Origin of the sequence: Kitasatospora sp. NPDC101176, from assembly GCF_044768035.1 — a bacterium.
In the GTDB taxonomy this organism is placed as follows: Bacteria; Actinomycetota; Actinomycetes; order Streptomycetales; family Streptomycetaceae; genus Kitasatospora.
Map to the genome: position 1 here is coordinate 1 of NZ_JBIWPA010000023.1, position 17,076 is coordinate 17,076.

Below are 17,076 nucleotides of genomic sequence, written 5' to 3' on the forward strand. Positions count from 1 at the left end.
CAGCAGGCCCTCCGGGCGCTTCGTTCTTTCGTGTTTCCAGCTTATCAGATGTTTTCCGCTCCGTTTTCCCGGAGTTTCATTTCATCGGATTCGCTGTCCGCTTGTCCCCGCTCTCTCGCGGCGACTCCGGAACTGTACGGGGCCGGGCCCGCCACATGCAAATCGCCCCCGCCCGGCACTCCGGACGGGGGCGATCGGTGCGACGCGGACCAGGTCAGCGGACCTCGGTGATCTCCGGGCCGCGGGCGAACGGGTCGAGCGCGGCGCCGCCGAAGCGGTTCTCGCCCTCGCCGGCAGCGGCGGCCGCCCCGCCACCGTCGGCGACCATCTGGGCGTCCTCGGGGAGCTTCAGCACGATCGGGTCGCGGGGCGCCATCGGGCTCTCACCGCGGACGACGACCGTCTGCTGGAAGACCTGCTCCAGGATCCCGGCCATCTCGGGCTGCACGGCGGCCTGGCCCGAGATCACACCGCGCAGGAACCAGCGCGGTCCGTCGCAGCCGACGAAGCGCACCAGCTGCACCCCCTGGGTGCCGTCCGGCAGCTGCACCGGGACCTGGGCGCGGAGGTGCCAGCCGAGCGGGCCCTCCTCCTCCTCGATGAGACCGCCCTGCGAGGTGATGCCGTTGGCGATCTCCTCGCGGACCTCCCCCCAGATGCCCTCCGACTTCGGGGCCGCGAAGGCCTGCAGCTGGATGGCGCTGTTGCCGAGGACGAGGGTCGCGGCGACGATCGCGTCTCCGGCGACCTCGACGCGCAGCTCCATGCCCTCGACACCGGGGACCAGCAGACCCCCGAGGTCCACCCGCCCCTCCTCGGGGTTCTCCAGCTCGGAGTGGTCCCACGGACCGTCCGGGCGCGGGGCCGGCGGGAGACCGACCCTGTCGGCCGGGTCCAGCTCGGTCACGTTCTCGCTCTCGGCGGAACCTTCGACGTCATCGGCCGTCTCGTCGGCGCTGATGGCGTCGTCGGCGAGCTGCTCGACAGCGTCCTCGCTCTTCTGGCGACGACGGAACACGGTCACTGTCCTTCCCGGTCCAAGACCGATGCGAATACCTGCTCGGCTTCCTGCGAGGCCGCGGGCATGCTAGACCGCGGCATGGCCGCCGGTCGACCCGAACCCGCCCTCGGCACGTGCCGACCCAGGCAGCTCGGCCACCTCGTGGAAGCGGGCCTTCTCGACCTGCTGGATGACCAGCTGGGCGATCCGGTCCCCTCGGCGGAAGCTGACCCCCTCGCGCGGGTCCAGATTGACGACGATCACCTTGATCTCTCCACGGTACCCGGCATCGACCGTCCCCGGGGCGTTCACGAGGGCAACTCCGCAACGAGCTGCCAGCCCGGAACGGGGGTGGACGAACGCCGCGTAGCCGTCCGGCAGCGCGATGGCGACACCGGTGGGCAGGACGGCCCGCTCGCCGGGCGCGAGCTCGGCGTCGACGGTGGTGCGCAGGTCGGCACCGGCGTCGCCGGGCTGCGCGTAGGCGGGCAGCGGCAGCTCGGGGTCGACGCGCCTGATCAGGACGTCCAGCGGCGGGCGGGGAGTGTCGCTCAAGGGTTCACCTCAAAGGCTCGTGCGCGCTTCATCAGGTCCGGGTCGTCGAGGACCTTCTCGATGTCCTCGGGACGACCGTGCGTGGTGAAGTGTTCCAGCTTCACCTGGATGAAGAGCGCCTGCGCCCGCACCGCGACCGGTCCGGCGGGGCCGCCGATCCGCGCCTCCGCGGCGCTGTAGATCTTGCGGCCGTGCACGCCGGTGATCCAGGCGCGCAGGTGCAGGACGGAGTCGACGGGCACCGGGCAGAGGAAGTCGGTCTCCAGCCGGCCGGTGACGGCGGGGGCGTGCAGCAGCCAGTTCAGCGTGCCGAGGGTTTCGTCCATGGCCGTCGTCAGCACGCCGCCGTGGGCCAGGCCCGGGCCTCCCTGGTGGACGTCGCGGACGGCGAACTCGGCGGTGACGTCGAGGCCCTCGCCGGCGACCGCGTCGATCCGCAGCCCGCCGGGGTGCTGCGGGCCGCACCCGAAGCAGTGCTCGTAGTGGGAGCCGAGCCGGGTGCCGGGGGCGGGTGCCTCGGGGGCGCGCGGCGGCAGCACCGCGTCCGGCGGCGGCGTGGTCGGGGTCGGTGTCATCTCGGGCTCCGGCCGGTCGGTGGGGGTGGTGGGGGTGGTCGCACCGGTCACGGGGCCCCACCCTACCCAGCGGTAGGGACGCGGCCGGTGGGGGTGGCGTCCCGGCCCCGGCGTCAGGGCGCCCACAATGGGGGCATGTACGACGAACGCCTCACGGTGCCGCGCTCCTGGTGGCTGCTTCCGGTCGCAGTCGGTTTCACGCTCGCGCTGATCCTGATCCGGGTCAGCGGCCCTGCCGCGCTGGCCGGACTGGTGGTGGGCATCGCCGCCGGCGCGGTCGCCATCAGCAGCTACGGCTCGGCCCGGATCCGCGTGGTGCAGGGCTCCCTGGTGGCCGGGCAGGCCCGGATCCCGGTGGACGCCCTCGGCGCCGCGCACCCGCTGAGCCCCGCCGAGGCGGTGGCCTGGCGCGGGCCGAAGTCCGACCCGCGCGCCTTCATGCTGCTGCGCAGCTACGTCCCGACGGCGCTGCGGGTGGAGGTGACCGACCCGGCGGACCCGACGCCGTACCTCTACCTGTCGACCCGATCGCCGATGAAGCTGTCCGAGGCCCTGGAGGACGCCCGACGGGGCGCCCGCACGTAAGTCCGGGGCGCGCGCGGCGAGCGCGCGACCCCCAGTCCGGAAAACGGAGAGGGACGGTTCCGCTGCTGCGGGACCGTCCCTACGACTTCGTGCCGACCGTCGTGCACCTGGCCGACCGGGTCCTCCCGGAGCCGTCCCTCAGGACGGCGTCCGGACCTGCCGTCCGGCCCCGCTGCCCGGGGCCGGAAGGGGCGCTGTGCCGGTCCCGCGGTGGCCGCGGGCACCGGGCCCTGTCCGCCGCGGTGCTCAGGCGCCGCAGTCCCGGCAGATCGGGTTGCCGTTCTTCTCGCTGTACAGCTGGCTGCGGTGGTGGACCAGGAAGCAGCTCATGCAGGTGAACTCATCGGCCTGCTTCGGCAGCACCCGAACCGCGAGCTCCTCGTTCGAGAGGTCGGCGCCGGGGAGCTCCATGCCCTCCGCCGCGTCGAACTCGTCGACGTCGACGGAGCCGCCGCCCTTGTCGTTACGACGAGCCTTGAGCTCCTCGATGCTGTCCTCGTTGAGCTCGTCGTCGGTCTTGCGTGGGGTGTCGTAGTCCGTTGCCATTTTTCGCTCTCCCCCTCCGGGTTGTGCGGTGTGTGCGGTATCTCCAGCGCACGTAACGCATGGGGGGCCGGTCTTGTGCCCGACCCGAGGCGGAGATTTTGCCTTACTTCAAGCCCTGTTACTCAATCGACACTCAGCCAGGGGTCCGTTGGGGTGATCCACCGGCACGTGGCGGGCCTCACGCTGGGGCATCGCCACCCCTTTCGGGACCCGGCAGGACGGATACGCACAGTAAGCGCAGGCCATGAGGTCTCTCGCCGAATCCCTTGCCCACCTGGGGCGCCGGTCAACCCTTCACCCGAACGGCCCCAGGAAATCTAATCACGGAACGCAACCGACACCACCGCACAAGTGATCACTCTCCGAGTTCACCCGAAGTCGCGGAGCGACACGGTGTGACCTTGGTCACGTTCAGAATCTTCCGGGGCAAACCACGGGAAATCCACCCAGGTCGACAGCCCCGCTAAGCGCCCTGTCGAGCGCCGCGGGGCTCCGCCGGCGACGGCCGCGGGACGGCCGCGGGGGGTTCTAGGCGCCCAGACGGGCGGCCCGGCGGGCCAGCTGCGCGGCCTGGCGCTCCTCGAACTTGCGCGCCTGCTCGTCCAGGCCGTCCAGGAAGACCCCGAGCTCGTTCTGGGCCAGGAGGCCCTCGGGGCCGAGGCCGCCGATCTCCATCACGCGCAGGTGGCGCAGCACCGGCTGCAGCACGTCGTCGTGGTGGATGCGCAGGTTGTAGACCCCGCCGATGGCGATCTGCGCGGCGGCCCGCTCGAAGCCGGGGATGCCGTGGCCGGGCATCCGGAAGTCGGTGACCACGTCGGCGATGGCGCGCATCGCCTGGTCGGGGGCGATCTCGAGGGCGGCCTTCAGCAGGTTCCGGTAGAAGACCATGTGCAGGTTCTCGTCGTTGGCGATCTTCGCCAGCAGCTGGTCGCAGAGCGGGTCGCCGGCGAACTTGCCGGTGTTGCGGTGCGAGATGCGGGTGGCGAGCTCCTGGAAGGCCACGTAGGCGACCGAGTGCAGCATGCTGTGCGCGTTGTCGGACTCGAAGCCCTCCGACATGTGGCTCATCCGGGCCCGCTCCAGCTCCACCGGGTCCACGGCCCGGGTGGCGAGCAGGAAGTCGCGGATGGCTATGCCGTGGCGGCCCTCCTCGGCGGTCCAGCGGTGCACCCAGGTGCCCCAGGCGCCCTCGCGGCCGAACATGGTGGCGATCTCGTGGTGGTAGCTGGGGAGGTTGTCCTCGGTCAGCAGGTTGACCACCAGCGACACCCGGCCGAGCGGGGTCACCTGGGACTGCCCGACGTTCCAGGCCTCGCCACCGAGCACGCCGTCGAAGTCGCGACCCTGGCTCCAGGGCACGAACTCGTGCGGCATCCACTCCTTGGCCACCGCGAGGTGGCGGTTGAGCTCCTTCTCCACGACCTCTTCGAGGGCCAGGATCAGGCGCGCGTCGGTCCAGGCGCTCGATCCGAGCGAGGGGCTGCTCTGCACGGGGGCGATGGTCACGGTCTTGCTCCTGGGGGACGGCACGCGCTGGGACGGGCGCGTTGGGCGGGCACGTCTTCAGACGCACTTACGGTTCCGTAGGTTACGACACCGTAAGTTGCTCGGGGCGGAAAAGACAAGCCGCCCCCGCCAGGCCTTATGTCGTCTTGACGGCCTGACGGGGGCGGCGGTGAACGGTCGTTCACGGAGCACGGCGGGGCGGGCGGCCCGAGGGGCCCGGGAAGGGCCTGGTGGGGCGGGTCAGGGGTTCGGGATGCGCACCCGCATGGTGAGCCCGCCACCGGCGCGCGGAGTGGCCTCGATGGCGCCTCCGTGGGCGCGCACCACCGAGCGGACGATCGACAGTCCGAGCCCGACGCCCTTGTCGCTGCGGGTGCGGTCGGCGCCCTTGATCCGCCGGAACGGCTCGAAGATGTGCTCCAGCTCGTAGCCGGGCACCACCGGGCCGGTGTTGGACACCACCAGTTCGCCGCCGCCGGGCACCTCCGCGGTGGACAGCTCGACCCAGCCGCCCGGGGTGTTGTACCGGACGGCGTTCTGCAGCAGGTTGAGCGCGAGCCGCTCCAGCAGCACCCCGTTGCCCCCGACCACGGCGGGATCGAGCTTGGCGCGCAGTTCGACCTCGCGCCGCTCCGCCTCGGCCCTGGTCTGCTCCAGGGCGCGAGTGGCCACCTCGGAGATCTCCACCGGGCGCCGCTCGGTCAGCTCGTTCTCGCTGCGGGCGAGCAGCAGCAGGCCCTCCACGAGCTGTTCGCTGCGCTCGTTGGTGGCCAGCAGGGTCTTGCCGAGCTGCTGGAGGTCGGGCGAGGCCGCCGGGTCGGAGAGCTGGACCTCCAGCAGGGTGCGGTTGATCGCCAGCGGGGTGCGCAGCTCGTGCGAGGCGTTGGCGACGAAGCGCCGTTGCGAGTCGAAGGACCGGTCCAGCCGGTCCAGCATGTCGTCGAAGGTGTCGGCGAGCTCTTTGAGCTCGTCGTCCGGCCCGTCCAGCTCGATCCGCCGGTGCAGGTCGGAGGAGGCGACGTCGCGGGCGGTGCGGGTGATCCGGCCGAGCGGGCGCAGCACCCGGCCGGCCAGGGCGTAGCCGGCCGCGAAGGCGATCACGGCGAGGCAGACCAGCATCGTGAGCGACTTGCGCAGCAGGGTGTTGAGCGCCGAGTTGGAGCGCATCAGGTAGTCGCTGGCCTGCTCCTGGTTGAACTGCGTGCTGTCCATCGAGACGCCGCCGACCCTGACCCGGATGTCGCCGAAGTCGAACTTGCGGGGCGCCAGGTTCTGCACCGCGTCCTGGAAGAACACGTACATCAGCAGCAGCAGGACGACGCCGGCCATCAGGAACATGCCGCCGTAGAGCAGGGTGAGCCGCATCCGGATGGTCGGCCGGAAGGGCAGCCAGGCGAGCATGCCGTCGCCGGGCACGTAGTGCGGCCGGATCGCGCGCGGGGGGTGCGGTGGCTTGGGCGGGACGGCGCGCGGGCCGCCGGCGGGCGCGCCGGAGGGCCCGCCGGCCGGGGGCGGGGTGGTCATGATGGTCCTCTCGGGGCGTCCGCCGGGGCGGGCGCGGGATGGATGGGTCCCACCGGGCCGGCGTCCGGGTCCGGTGGATCCGGTGCGGGCCGGCCCGGTGGTCCGGAGCGGTCCGGTGGGATCCGGCCGGGCGGTCCGGCCGGATCCGGTCAGATCCGGTAGCCGGAGCCCGGCACGGTGACGATCACCGGCGGGTCGCCGAGCTTGCGGCGCAGCGTCATCACGGTGACGCGCACGACGTTGGTGAACGGGTCGGTGTGCTCGTCCCAGGCCTTCTCCAGCAGCTGCTCGGCGGAGACGACGGCACCGCCGGCCCGCATCAGCACCTCCAGGACGGCGAACTCCTTGGGGGCGAGCTGGACGGTGCGGCCCTCCCGGATCACCTCGCGGCGGCCGGGGTCGAGCGAGATCCCGGCGCGTTCCAGCACCGGGGGCAGCGGGATGGTCGCACGGCGTCCCAGCGCCCTTACCCGGGCGACGAGTTCGCTGAAGGCGAACGGCTTCGGAAGGTAGTCGTCCGCGCCGATCTCCAGGCCCTCGACCCGGTCGCTGATGTCACCGGAGGCGGTCAGCATGATCACCCTGGTGGCCAGGCCCTGCTCGACCACCTTGCGGCAGACGTCGTCGCCGTGGACCAGCGGGAGGTCCCGGTCCAGGACCACCACGTCGTAGTCGTTGACCGCGATGCGCTGGAGCGCGGCCTCCCCGTCGTACACCACGTCGACGGCCATCGCCTCGCGGCGCAGGCCGGTGGCGACGGCCTCGGCGAGCAGCTGCTCGTCCTCGACGACGAGAACCCGCACGGTCGTTGTCCCTTCTCCAGGCCGGCCCCGGAAGCGGACGCACGGCTCCGACGGTGCCTCCATCCTGCCTGGTCCTGCGGTAAAGCAGCGATAAGCTGCCGCTCGGGCACGGGGCGGAACCGGCGACCGGTGACCGTTCGCACCGGGACCAGTCCGGTTGGACTGTGACACGGGCAACTTTCTCGCGCCGACAGGTTTCCCCGCCCCTGCGGCGGGGAGGACAGCTGCACACCCGCGATCTGGCCTGTCGGCCGATCGCACCCACCCGCCGTGCGTTCATCCGCGCCGGCCCTGGGGCTGGGACGTCACCGGGAGCGGCCGACGGGCCGTCTCCGCGCCCGACCGGAGAATCAGGATCCTGCCTCCCCGGACGCTACCGCTGGCCACGCAACCTCAGGGCGGAGAACGTACGACCGTGCACGTCCGACACAGTAAGGGGGCCCGTATGGACGCCTTCAAGGCCGGAATCCTGCAGCGCATCGCCAACGCCGAGCAGGACCTGCACCGCGCGATCGAGGCCGGGGACGAGTTCCTCGCCGAGGTGGAGCAGTCAGAGCTGGACGACCTGCGCCGGCTCGCCGCCGAGCACGGTGTGGACACCGTGCTGGAGCGTCACCGCACCGCCGCCTGATCCACCCGATCCCGACCCGTCGCCGGAGTTCCGGCACCAGCGGCCCTGCGGGGGCCGTGCGAAAACCCAGGCCCTGGCATCCCTCGTATGCCAGGGCTCTTCGCGTTCCGGGCCCGTCGCGTTCACGGCGGTGCCCGCTCGGGGCACCTGGTGTCCCGGGGCTCCCGTGCCCCGGGACGCTCCGGGGCTCAGCCCCGGTCCTCCCAGGCGCGCAGCGCGGCGAGCCGCTCCTGCAGCGGCTCGTACACGCCGGGCGCGGCGGCCACCGTCAGCTCGCCGTCCGGGCCGTGGCCGGGGCGGCCGCCGACCAGGGCGCCGGCCTCCGCGGCGATCAGGCAGCCGGCCGCGCGGTCCCAGGGGGCCAGTCCGCGCTCGTAGTAGCCGTCCAGCCGCCCGGCGGCGACGTCGCACAGGTCCACGGCGGCGGCGCCGCCGCGGCGGACGTCCCGCACCTCGGGCATCAGGGCCTGCAGCACCTCGGCCTGGCGGACCCGCACCGACCGGACGTAGTTGAAGCCGGTGGCGATCAGCGCCTGGCCCCACGGCGGGGCCTGGCGGGCGGCGAGCGGGCGGCCGTCGAGGTGGGCGCCGCGGCCGAGGACGGCCTGGAACAGCTCACCGCGGGCCGGCGCGAAGACCACGCCGACGGCCGCCCGGCCGTCCACCTCGGCGGCCACGCTCACCGCCCAGGAGGGCAGTCCGTACAGGTAGTTGACCGTGCCGTCGAGCGGGTCGACGACCCAGCGCACCCCGCTGGTGCCGTGCCGCTCGGCGCCCTCCTCACCGAGGTAGCCGTCCTCCGGGCGGCGGTCGGTGATCAGCTCCAGGACCAGCTTCTCGGAGGCGAGGTCCATCTCGGTCACCACGTCGACCGGGCTGCTCTTGGTGCCGGCCACGCCGAGGTCGGCGGGCCGGCCGTCGCGCAGCAGGGCGCCGGCCCGCCGGGCCGCGTCCAGGGCGACGTCCAGCAGGTCGTCGAGGAGCCGGTCGTCGGGCAGGGCGGGGGTGGACAAGGGGGACTCCTCGGGACGGGCGGTCAGCGCTCGGCGGCGGCCGGGCGCGGGGCGCGCGGGTTGGGGCAGCAGGCCACCGCGCACACGTCGTGGCTGGGGCCGAGCGCGCCGAGCGCGCAGCGGGTCACCGGCTCGCCGCGTTCGGCGGCGGCGCGCTCCAGGACGAGCTCGCGCACCGCGGCGGTGAACCGCGGGTCGGCGCCGACGGTGGCGGCGCGGGCCACCGGCAGGCCGAGTTCGGCGGCCCTGGCGACGGCCTCGGTGTCGAGGTCGTACCTGACCTCCATGTGGTCGGAGACGAAGCCGATCGGGACCATCACCACGGCGGGCGCGCCGTCGGCGTGCTGGGCCTCCAGGTGGTCGCAGACGTCCGGTTCCAGCCAGGGCACGTGCGGGGCGCCGCTGCGGCTCTGGAAGACCAGCTCCCACGGCCGGTCGGCGACCCCGGTGCGCTCGGCGACGGCCTCGGCGATCAGCCGGGCGACGTCGAGGTGCTGGGCGACGTAGGCGCCGCCGGGCCGGCCGCGGGCCGGGTCGTCCGGGGCGCCGGAGGAGTCGGCCATGGTGTCCGGGATGGAGTGGGTGGTGAACGCCAGCCGGGCGCCGTCCCGGACCGGCTCGGGCAGTTCGGCCAGGGCCGCCACGGTGGCGTCGATCATCGGCCGGACGAAGCCAGGGTGGTTGTAGAAGTGCCGCAGCTTGTCGACCCGCAGCTCGGGCAGGCCCTCCGCGGCGAGCGCGGCCAGCGCCTCGGCCAGGTTCTCCCGGTACTGGCGGCAGCCCGAGTAGCCGGCGTACGCGCTGGTGGCGAGGACGGCGATCCGGCGGTGACCGTCGGCGGCCAGCTCGCGCAGGGTGTCGACCAGGTACGGCGCCCAGTTGCGGTTGCCCCAGTAGACCGGCAGCTCCAGCCCGTGCTCGGCGAAGTCCTTGCGCAGCGCGGCGAGCAGCTCGCGGTTCTGCTCGTTGATCGGGCTGACGCCGCCGAACAGGAAGTAGTGCTTGCCCACCTCCTTCAGCCGCTCCGGGGGGATGCCGCGGCCGCGGGTGACGTTCTCCAGGAACGGGACGACGTCCTCGGGGGCCTCCGGCCCGCCGAAGGAGAGCAGCAGCAGGGCGTCGTACGGGGCGGCGCCGGTCGGTGAGGGTTTGCGCGCGTCGGACATGGCACCGATCCTGCCATTGAGGGGCGGAACACCGGCGGTTGGGCCGCGCGGGTGTCCGGAAAATACCGTTTGCCAAGGTACGTAAGCTGTGTTGACCAGCCTTGTTCCTTACCCCTCGGAGCTCCCCCGTGCTCTCCAGTTACCGCCGGATATTCGCCGCCCCCGGCACTCTGGCCTTCTCCTCGGCCGGCTTCCTCGCCCGCCTGCCGATCTCGATGACCGGCATCGGCATCGTGACCATGCTCTCCGAGCAGAGAGGGTCGTTCGGGGTGGCGGGCGCGGTCTCGGCGACCCTGGCGATCGCCGCCGGAGCGCTCGGACCGGCGGTGTCCTGGCTGGTCGACCGGTACGGGCAGCGCCGGGTGGCCCTCCCCGCCGCCGCGCTCTCCGTCTCCGCCGCGATCGGACTGCTGCTCTGCGCGCACTTCGGCGCACCGGCCTGGACGCTGTTCCTCTTCGCCGTCGGCATGGGCGTGATGCCCAGCGCCGGAGCCATGGTCCGCGCCCGCTGGGCGCACCTCTACCGCGAGGACGCCGGCCGGCTGCACACCGCGTACTCCTTCGAGGCGGTGGTCGACGAGTTCTGCTTCATGGTCGGTCCGATCCTCGCCGTCGTCCTGGCGACCAACGTCCTTCCCGAGTCCGGCGTGCTCGCCGCCGTCGTCGCGCTCACCGTCGGCATCACGCTGTTCACCGCCCAGCGCCGCACCGAACCGCCGGTCCACCCGGCCGCCTCCCGCAGCGGCGGCAGCGCCATCCTCAACGGCGGCCTGATCGTCCTGGTGCTCACCTTCATCGCCACCGGCGCGATCTTCGGCTCGGTCGAGATCGTCACCGTCGCCTTCGCCAGGGCCCAGGGCCACGAGGGGCTGGCCGGCACCGTCCTCGCCGTCTGGGCGCTCGGCTCCGGCCTGGCCGGCATGGTCTACGGCACGCTCAAGCCCAGGGGCTCGCTGTCCACCCGGTTCTTCGCCGGCGTGACGCTGATGGCCCTGAGCATGGTCCCGGTCCTGATCGTCTCCTCGACCGTCCAGGGCCTCGGCGGGCTGCTCGCCACCGGCGCCGCCCTGATGCTCGCCGGCCTCGCCATCTCCCCGACCCTGATCTCCGCGATGGCCCTGGTGGAGCGGCTCGTCCCGGCCTCCCAGCTCACCGAGGGGATGGCCTGGACCACCAGCGGGCTCGCCCTCGGCGTCGCCTTCGGCTCCTCCGCCGGCGGCTGGGTGGTGGACGCCTCCGGCGCCGCCGCGGGCTACTGGGTGCCGCTGGTCGCCGGTGCGCTCGGCGTGGCCACCGCGCTGGCCGGACTGGGCCGGCTGCGCGCCGGAGTCACCTCCGACGAGCCCGCCGAAGCGGCCGGACAACCCGTAGACCTCGAACGGTGAACTGACTAGTCTCTCCCTACCCGCGGCCCTACCCGCGGGTAGGGCGGCGCTGCCGCCCCGACCCCGCGCCGACCCGTTCGGCCACGGAGCAGGAGGCGGCGCATGCCCCAGACCAGTACCGTGACGCCCGCCCGGTGGACCAACTGGGCCGGGAACCAGAGCGCCCGGCCCGCCCGGTCCGCCGCCCCCGGCACCGCGGAGGAACTGGCCAGGGAGATCCTGCGGGCCGCCGGACAGGGCCGCACCGTCAAGGCCGTCGGCTCCGGCCACTCCTTCACCTCGATCGCCTCCGCCGGCGACGGCGTCCTGCTCCGCCCGCACGCGCTCACCGCCGTGCGCGGCATCGACCGCGAGGCCGGCACCGTCACCGTCGAGTCCGGCGTCCCGCTCGCCCGGCTCAACCGGATCCTCGCCGGCGAGGGCCTCTCGCTCACCAACATGGGCGACATCGAGGTCCAGACCGTGGCCGGCGCCACCAGCACCGGCACCCACGGCACCGGCCGCGACTCCGGCTCGCTCGCCGCCCAGATCCGCGCCCTGGAGATCGTCCTCGCCGACGGCACCGTCCGGCACTGCTCCCCCACCGAGAACCCGCGGCTCTTCCAGGGCGCCCGGCTCGGGCTCGGCGCCCTCGGCGTGATCACCGCCCTGACCTTCGGCGTCGAACCGGCCTTCCTGCTCACCGCGCACGAGCAGCCGATGGCCTTCGACGAGGTGCTGGAACGGCTCGACGACCTCACCGCCGTCAACGAGCACTTCGAGTTCTACTGGTTCCCGCACACCGACCGCTGCTCCACCAAGCGCAACAACCGCAGCCAGGGCCCGGCCGCCCCGCTGCCCCGGTTCAAGGAGTGGCTGGAGGACGACTTTCTCTCCAACACCGTCTGGGAGGGCGCCTGCCGGGTCGGCCGGCGCTTCCCCCGCAGCATCCCCGCCATCGCCTCGCTGGCCAGCCGCGCCTGGTCCGACCGCAGCTACACCGACACGGCGTACCGGGTGTTCACCAGCCCCCGCAAGGTCCGCTTCGTGGAGATGGAGTACGCGGTGCCGCGCGCGGCCGTCGCCGGGGTGCTGCGCGAACTGAAGGCCCTGGTCGACCGCTCCGACTGGAAGGTCAGCTTCCCGGTCGAGGTGCGCTTCGCCCCCGCCGACGACCTCTGGCTCTCCACCGCCTCCGGCCGCGACAGCGCCTACATCGCGGTGCACCTCTACCGGGGCACCGCCGACCAGGGCTACTTCACCGGCGTCGAACAACTGATGACCGCGCACGCGGGCCGCCCCCACTGGGGCAAGCTGCACACCCGCGACGCCGAGTACCTGGCCGGCGTGTACCCGCACTTCGGCGACTTCACGGCGCTGCGCGACGAGGTCGACCCGCAGCGGGTCTTCGGCAACGACTACCTGCGCCGCGTGCTCGGCGCCTGACCTCGCCCGGGCCTCAGGGCGTCGAGGACGCGGCCCCCGAGCGGGGCGCCGCCGGCGTACCGCTCGGGACGGGCGGCTGCGAGGAGGCCCCGCCCGACGGCGTCCCGCCGCCCGCCGACGGGGAGGTGCCGGCCGACGGCGAGGTGCTCGGCCCCGCCGAGGGCGAGGTCGTCCCGCCGCCCGGCTCACCGGAGCCACTCGGGCTCGGCCCCCGGCTCGGCCCCGTCGTCGCCGGGGCCGTGGCCCCGCCGGACGGCGACCGGCCCGCTCCGCCGGACTCGCGCGCGGGGGGCGTCCGCTCCGGTTCCTCCCGCGGCGTGGAGGAGGTCGGGGTGGAGGACCCGGGGGTGACGGCGCCGCCGAAGGAGGTGCCGTTGCCGGACCGCCCCTTCACCGTCGCCGACACCGGCTGGCCGGTGGCCAGTTCGAACGCGACGATCGGCGTCATCGCCAGCACGAACACCAGCCCGGATACCGCCGCGTACGTCCGCCAGGTCCAGCGCCGGCGCGCCCGCACCACCCGCGGCTCGTTCCACTCCGCGGAGACCACCGCCACCGGCGACTCCACCACCGGCGACTCCACCACCGGCGCCGGGCTCACCGGGCCGGCCGGCACCTGGCGCAGTCCGTTCGCGGTGTGGACCGGCCCCCGTTCCGTCACCGCCCCGCGCAGCTGTTCGCCGGTGCGCCGGAAGACGTGCTGGAACACCGCACTGCCGGTGGTGGCCCCGATGCTGACCACCGCCGCGCCCAGGATCGTTCCGTACACGCCGAGTTCCGAGGCGAGCAGCGCCCCGGCCACCGTCGCCAACGCACTCGCCACGACCTGAGCCACACTCAGATCGATTCGCCTGCGATCCTCCTTGCCGCCCTCCTCGGCGGGGTTCCGCTCCGGCATCAACATCCCTCGGTCCGTACGACTGATCCTCGAACAAGCCACTCCATCTTGCCCAAAGAAGGACACAAGGGACGAAAATGCGGTTCTCCGCCCCCGATATATGTGAAGATGATCACCGTTCACCCGGCAGTGGTCCGCCATTGGGGGCGCGTGCTCTTGAGATTCCCGTGAATCGCGGGAGACTTGAGCGGCGAGCCGCCCCTTCGGATGCCACGAATGGAGTACTGTTCGTAAAGCCTGAGCCTTGGGTCGACTTGTCGACTGCGCCCGTACCGGCAGCTTGACGAAGAGCCACGGGCCAGGCACGCACGGCGACGACCGTCCCGGAACGTCGCGTTCACTGCGCGTGCGAGGACGGCCGGGACACCCAGGCGCGACGTCGACGGATGACGTGGCAAAAAGGCAACCGTGCCACAGTGGCGTGCCCGGGCGTATGCCCGACACGCCGGGGAACTCAGCAAGGTTGTGGCCAGTCGCGAGCGGGCAGGCCACACTCAGTACGGGAGCAGCGACGCAGGTGACGTCGGCAGGCACCACCCGGGAGGTAACCGTGCCCGAACTGCGGGTTGTGGCCGTCAGCAACGACGGCACACGGCTGGTGCTCAAGGCTGCCGACAGCACGGAGTACACCCTCCCCATCGACGAGCGGCTGCGCGCCGCCATCCGCGGCGACCGGCCGCGCCTCGGCCAGATCGAGATCGAGGTCGAGAGCCACCTGCGCCCCCGGGACATCCAGGCCCGGATACGAGCAGGCGCCTCCGCGGAGGAGGTCGCCCAGGCCGCCGGCATCTCCGTCGACCGGGTCCGCCGCTTCGAGGGGCCGGTGCTCGCCGAGCGCGCCTTCATGGCCGAGCGCGCCCGCAAGACCGCCATCCGCCGCAACGGCGAGTCCACCGGGCCCCAGCTCGGCGAGGCCGTCGCCGAGCGGCTCGCGCTGCGCGGCGCGGAGAAGGACACCGAACGCTGGGACTCCTGGCGGCGCGACGACGGCACCTGGGAGGTCATCCTCTCCTACCGGGCCGACGGCGAGGGCCGCAGCGCGTCGTGGACGTACGACCCGCCCCGGCGCCTGGTCCAGCCCAACGACGACGAGGCCCGCGCGCTGATCGGCGAGAACGTCGAGCGCGAGGAGGAGTCGGTCTTCCCGTTCATCCCGCGGATCGCCCGGCTCCCCCAGGACCGGCCGCCCCGCCCGATGATCGACCGGCCCTCCGCCGACCGCATCATGTCGGCCCGTGAGGTCCGCGAGTCCCGCGAGGCCACCGCCGAGTCCAGGGACTCGCTGACCAGCCTGCTCGACGTCGTCCCCGCCTTCCGCGGCGACCTCGCCGTCAGCGGCCCCACCCCGATCGAGCCGGTGCCCGCCGAGGTCGCCGAGGAGAGCGAGGAGCCGGCCGCCGCGGCCCCGGCCGTCGGCGCGGGATCGGCCTACGCCGACATCCTGATGCCGCGGGCCGTCGCCCCGCACCGCGAACGCCTCGTCGGCACCACCGACCGCCAGGCCGAGGCGGACGGCGTCCGCCCCGGCCGCCGGGCCACCGTGCCCAGCTGGGACGAGATCGTCTTCGGCAGCCGGCGCAAGAAGCAGGAGTAACCGCCGTACGGAAGGGGCGGGAGGCCCGGCCTCCCGCCCCTTCCGCGTGCCCGGACTCAGCCCGGCTGCCCGGTCACCGCCACCGGGCGGGCCGCGTCGCTCGACCACTCGCTCCACGACCCGGGGTACAGCGTCGCGGGCAGGCCCGCCACCTCGAGCGCCAGGATCTGGTGCGCCGCCGTCACCCCCGAGCCGCAGTACACCGCCGTCTCCCGCTCGCCCGCGCCCAGCGCGCGGAACCGCGCCGCCAGCTCCGCGGCCGACCGGAACCGCCCGTCCGTGTCCACGTTCTCGGCCGTCGGCGCCGACACCGCCCCCGGGATGTGCCCGGCCCGCGGATCCACCGGCTCGGTCTCGCCCCGGTAGCGCTCGCCCGCCCGGGCGTCCAGCAGCAGGCCCTCGCGCGCCCAGGCCGCCGCGCCGTCCGCGTCCACCACCGGCAACCGCCCCGGCACAGGCTTGAAGTCGCCCTCCGCCGGCTCCGGCACCTCCGCCGTCACCGGCAGACCCGCCGCCACCCAGGCCGCGTACCCGCCGTCCAGCACCTGGACGTCCCGGTGCCCGGCCCAGCGCAGCAGCCACCAGGCGCGGGCCGCCGCCAGCGAGGCCGCCCCGTCGTACACCACCACCGGGCGGTCGGCGTCCACCCCGAATCCGCGCATCGCCGCACCGAACTCCTCCGGGTCCGGCAGCGGGTGGCGCCCGCCCCGGCCCGGAGCACCCGGGTGGGCCGCGAGGTCGCGGTCCAGGTCGACGAAGTGGGCCCCGGGCAGGTGCCCGGCCAGGTACTCCTCGGCCGCGGTCGGGCCGGAGGCCGCGGCACCGACCAGCCGGTAGCGCACGTCCAGCAGCACCGGCGGGCGGACGGAGGCGAGCGCCTCCCCCAGCGCGCCCGCGGAGATCAGCGGAGAAGCGTCGTTGTAGGTCGTCATGGCGGCCATTGTCGCGCAGCACCGACGAACCACCGCTCTTTGTGCGGACTTTGCCGGACTTTCCGCGCGGCCCGAGGGTTCGGTGCCCGCCAGGGTGGAAGCATCACCCTCGCGCGCGAGGATCCCCGCGCGCCGACCACCCACGAGGAGGCCCGCATTGCCCGCGGTGGAACTCCGACTGGCCCAGGGCACGCCCTGCTGGGTCAGCCTGCTGACCGACGACCTGCCCGGAGCCCGCGCCTTCTACGGCGGCCTGCTCGGCTGGGCCTATCGCCCGGGCCCGGGCCAACTCGGCGACTACGTACGGGCCGAACTCGACGGGGAGCCCGTCGCCGGCCTCGGCGTCTCCACCGCCACCGGGTTCCCGGTGCAGTGGACCACCTACTTCGCCGTCGACGACGCCGACCGCACCACCCAACTGGTGCGCGAATGCGGCGGAACCGTCGCCGTCGGCCCGCTGCAGGCCGAACGGGCCGGCCGGATGGCCATCGCCGCCGACGTCTCCGGCGCCGTCTTCGGGCTCTGGCAGGGCGAGGAGCACACCGGCCGCGAAGCCGGCCCCGAACCCGGCGGACCGGCCTGGACCGAACTGCTCACCCCCGACGCGGACGGCGCCGCGGCCTTCTACGCCACCGTGCTCGACCGGCCCGTACGGCCCGCCGACGGCGAGTCCGCGCTCCTGGTGCACGGGCGGCCGGTCGCCGGCATCCGGCACCACGCCGAACTGCGCGGCCACCCGCCGCGCTGGCGGGTCCACTTCGCCGTCCGCGACACCACGCGGACCGCCCGGCACGCCGTCGAGCTCGGCGGCCGCGTCCTGGTGGAGCCGCACGACACCCTGCGCGGCCGGGCCGCCCGGCTGGCCGACCCGCAGGGCGGGCACTTCTCGGTGATCGAGGCGCTGTGAGCCGCCCGGTCCGCGCCCGAGCGGGCAC

General features: G+C 73.6%; 16 protein-coding genes and 1 pseudogene. 7 read left to right on the plus strand and 10 right to left on the minus strand.

Features of this window, described 5'->3' with window-relative positions; translation table 11 throughout:
- Positions 1-214: 214 nt before the first annotated feature.
- From ACIRS1_RS26740 to ACIRS1_RS26750, 3 genes and pseudogenes are all read right to left on the minus strand, one after another.
- Positions 215-1,018, minus strand: coding sequence for a DUF3710 domain-containing protein (locus ACIRS1_RS26740; protein WP_360212210.1), 804 nt, complete (start codon positions 1,016-1,018; stop codon positions 215-217).
- Between the two features lie 2 nt (positions 1,019-1,020).
- Positions 1,021-1,555: pseudogene (gene dut, locus ACIRS1_RS26745) on the minus strand (dUTP diphosphatase).
- A complete protein-coding gene (locus ACIRS1_RS26750; protein ID WP_360212333.1) occupies positions 1,552-2,130 on the minus strand; it encodes a PaaI family thioesterase in 579 nt (192 codons plus the stop codon). Before ACIRS1_RS26750 ends, dut begins: the two are co-directional and overlap by 4 nt.
- Positions 2,131-2,265: 135 nt before the next feature.
- On the opposite strand from ACIRS1_RS26750, the gene ACIRS1_RS26755 reads away from it, so the two are divergent.
- A complete protein-coding gene (locus ACIRS1_RS26755; RefSeq protein ID WP_360212214.1) occupies positions 2,266-2,715 on the plus strand; it encodes a DUF3093 domain-containing protein in 450 nt (149 codons plus the stop codon).
- A gap of 246 nt (positions 2,716-2,961) precedes the next feature.
- On the opposite strand, the gene ACIRS1_RS26760 is transcribed toward ACIRS1_RS26755, so the two are convergent.
- From ACIRS1_RS26760 to ACIRS1_RS26775, 4 genes are all read right to left on the minus strand, one after another.
- Positions 2,962-3,261, minus strand: a complete 300-nt coding sequence (locus ACIRS1_RS26760; RefSeq protein WP_030057692.1) for a DUF4193 domain-containing protein — start codon at positions 3,259-3,261, stop codon at positions 2,962-2,964.
- Positions 3,262-3,789: 528 nt separating this feature from the next.
- Positions 3,790-4,770 (minus strand): acyl-ACP desaturase, encoded by a 981-nt coding sequence (locus ACIRS1_RS26765; RefSeq protein WP_402844242.1) that lies wholly within the window; start codon positions 4,768-4,770, stop codon positions 3,790-3,792.
- Positions 4,771-5,010: 240 nt separating this feature from the next.
- On the minus strand, positions 5,011-6,294 hold the full coding sequence (locus ACIRS1_RS26770; protein WP_402844245.1) for a sensor histidine kinase: 1,284 nt from the start codon (positions 6,292-6,294) through the stop codon (positions 5,011-5,013).
- Positions 6,295-6,443: 149 nt separating this feature from the next.
- Positions 6,444-7,097 (minus strand): response regulator transcription factor, encoded by a 654-nt coding sequence (locus tag ACIRS1_RS26775; protein WP_030285473.1) that lies wholly within the window; start codon positions 7,095-7,097, stop codon positions 6,444-6,446.
- A gap of 445 nt (positions 7,098-7,542) precedes the next feature.
- Here ACIRS1_RS26775 and ACIRS1_RS26780 point away from each other — a divergent pair, with 445 nt between their 5' ends.
- The gene (locus ACIRS1_RS26780) at positions 7,543-7,728 is read left to right on the plus strand and encodes a hypothetical protein (protein WP_030057688.1); all 186 of its coding nucleotides are present in this window, start codon (positions 7,543-7,545) and stop codon (positions 7,726-7,728) included.
- Between the two features lie 188 nt (positions 7,729-7,916).
- Here the strand turns inward: ACIRS1_RS26780 and ACIRS1_RS26785 are convergent, their stop codons facing one another.
- Together ACIRS1_RS26785 and ACIRS1_RS26790 are read right to left on the minus strand one after the other, a co-directional pair.
- The gene (locus ACIRS1_RS26785; RefSeq protein WP_360212220.1) at positions 7,917-8,741 is read right to left on the minus strand and encodes an inositol monophosphatase family protein; all 825 of its coding nucleotides are present in this window, start codon (positions 8,739-8,741) and stop codon (positions 7,917-7,919) included.
- A 23-nt stretch (positions 8,742-8,764) separates the two neighbouring features.
- Positions 8,765-9,907 carry a ferrochelatase gene (locus ACIRS1_RS26790; RefSeq protein ID WP_360212222.1) on the minus strand — a complete coding sequence of 381 codons (1,143 nt, stop codon included), beginning with the start codon at positions 9,905-9,907 and terminating at the stop codon, positions 8,765-8,767.
- Positions 9,908-10,035: 128 nt separating this feature from the next.
- Between ACIRS1_RS26790 and ACIRS1_RS26795 the strand changes: the two genes are divergently transcribed.
- From ACIRS1_RS26795 to sepH, 4 genes are all read left to right on the plus strand, one after another.
- Positions 10,036-11,292, plus strand: a complete 1,257-nt coding sequence (locus ACIRS1_RS26795) for an MFS transporter (RefSeq protein ID WP_402844249.1) — start codon at positions 10,036-10,038, stop codon at positions 11,290-11,292.
- Between the two features lie 102 nt (positions 11,293-11,394).
- The gene (locus ACIRS1_RS26800) at positions 11,395-12,717 is read left to right on the plus strand and encodes a D-arabinono-1,4-lactone oxidase (protein WP_402844252.1); all 1,323 of its coding nucleotides are present in this window, start codon (positions 11,395-11,397) and stop codon (positions 12,715-12,717) included.
- 125 nt (positions 12,718-12,842) lie between these two features.
- Entirely contained in the window at positions 12,843-13,547 is a 705-nt protein-coding gene (locus ACIRS1_RS26805; protein ID WP_402844255.1) for a hypothetical protein, read from the plus strand.
- Positions 13,548-14,132: 585 nt separating this feature from the next.
- Positions 14,133-15,209 (plus strand): septation protein SepH, encoded by a 1,077-nt coding sequence (gene sepH, locus ACIRS1_RS26810; protein ID WP_402844258.1) that lies wholly within the window; start codon positions 14,133-14,135, stop codon positions 15,207-15,209.
- Between the two features lie 56 nt (positions 15,210-15,265).
- Here the strand turns inward: sepH and ACIRS1_RS26815 are convergent, their stop codons facing one another.
- A complete protein-coding gene (locus ACIRS1_RS26815) occupies positions 15,266-16,141 on the minus strand; it encodes a sulfurtransferase (protein WP_402844261.1) in 876 nt (291 codons plus the stop codon).
- A gap of 166 nt (positions 16,142-16,307) precedes the next feature.
- Here ACIRS1_RS26815 and ACIRS1_RS26820 point away from each other — a divergent pair, with 166 nt between their 5' ends.
- Positions 16,308-17,048, plus strand: coding sequence for a VOC family protein (locus tag ACIRS1_RS26820; RefSeq protein WP_402844432.1), 741 nt, complete (start codon positions 16,308-16,310; stop codon positions 17,046-17,048).
- Positions 17,049-17,076 lie beyond the last annotated feature (28 nt).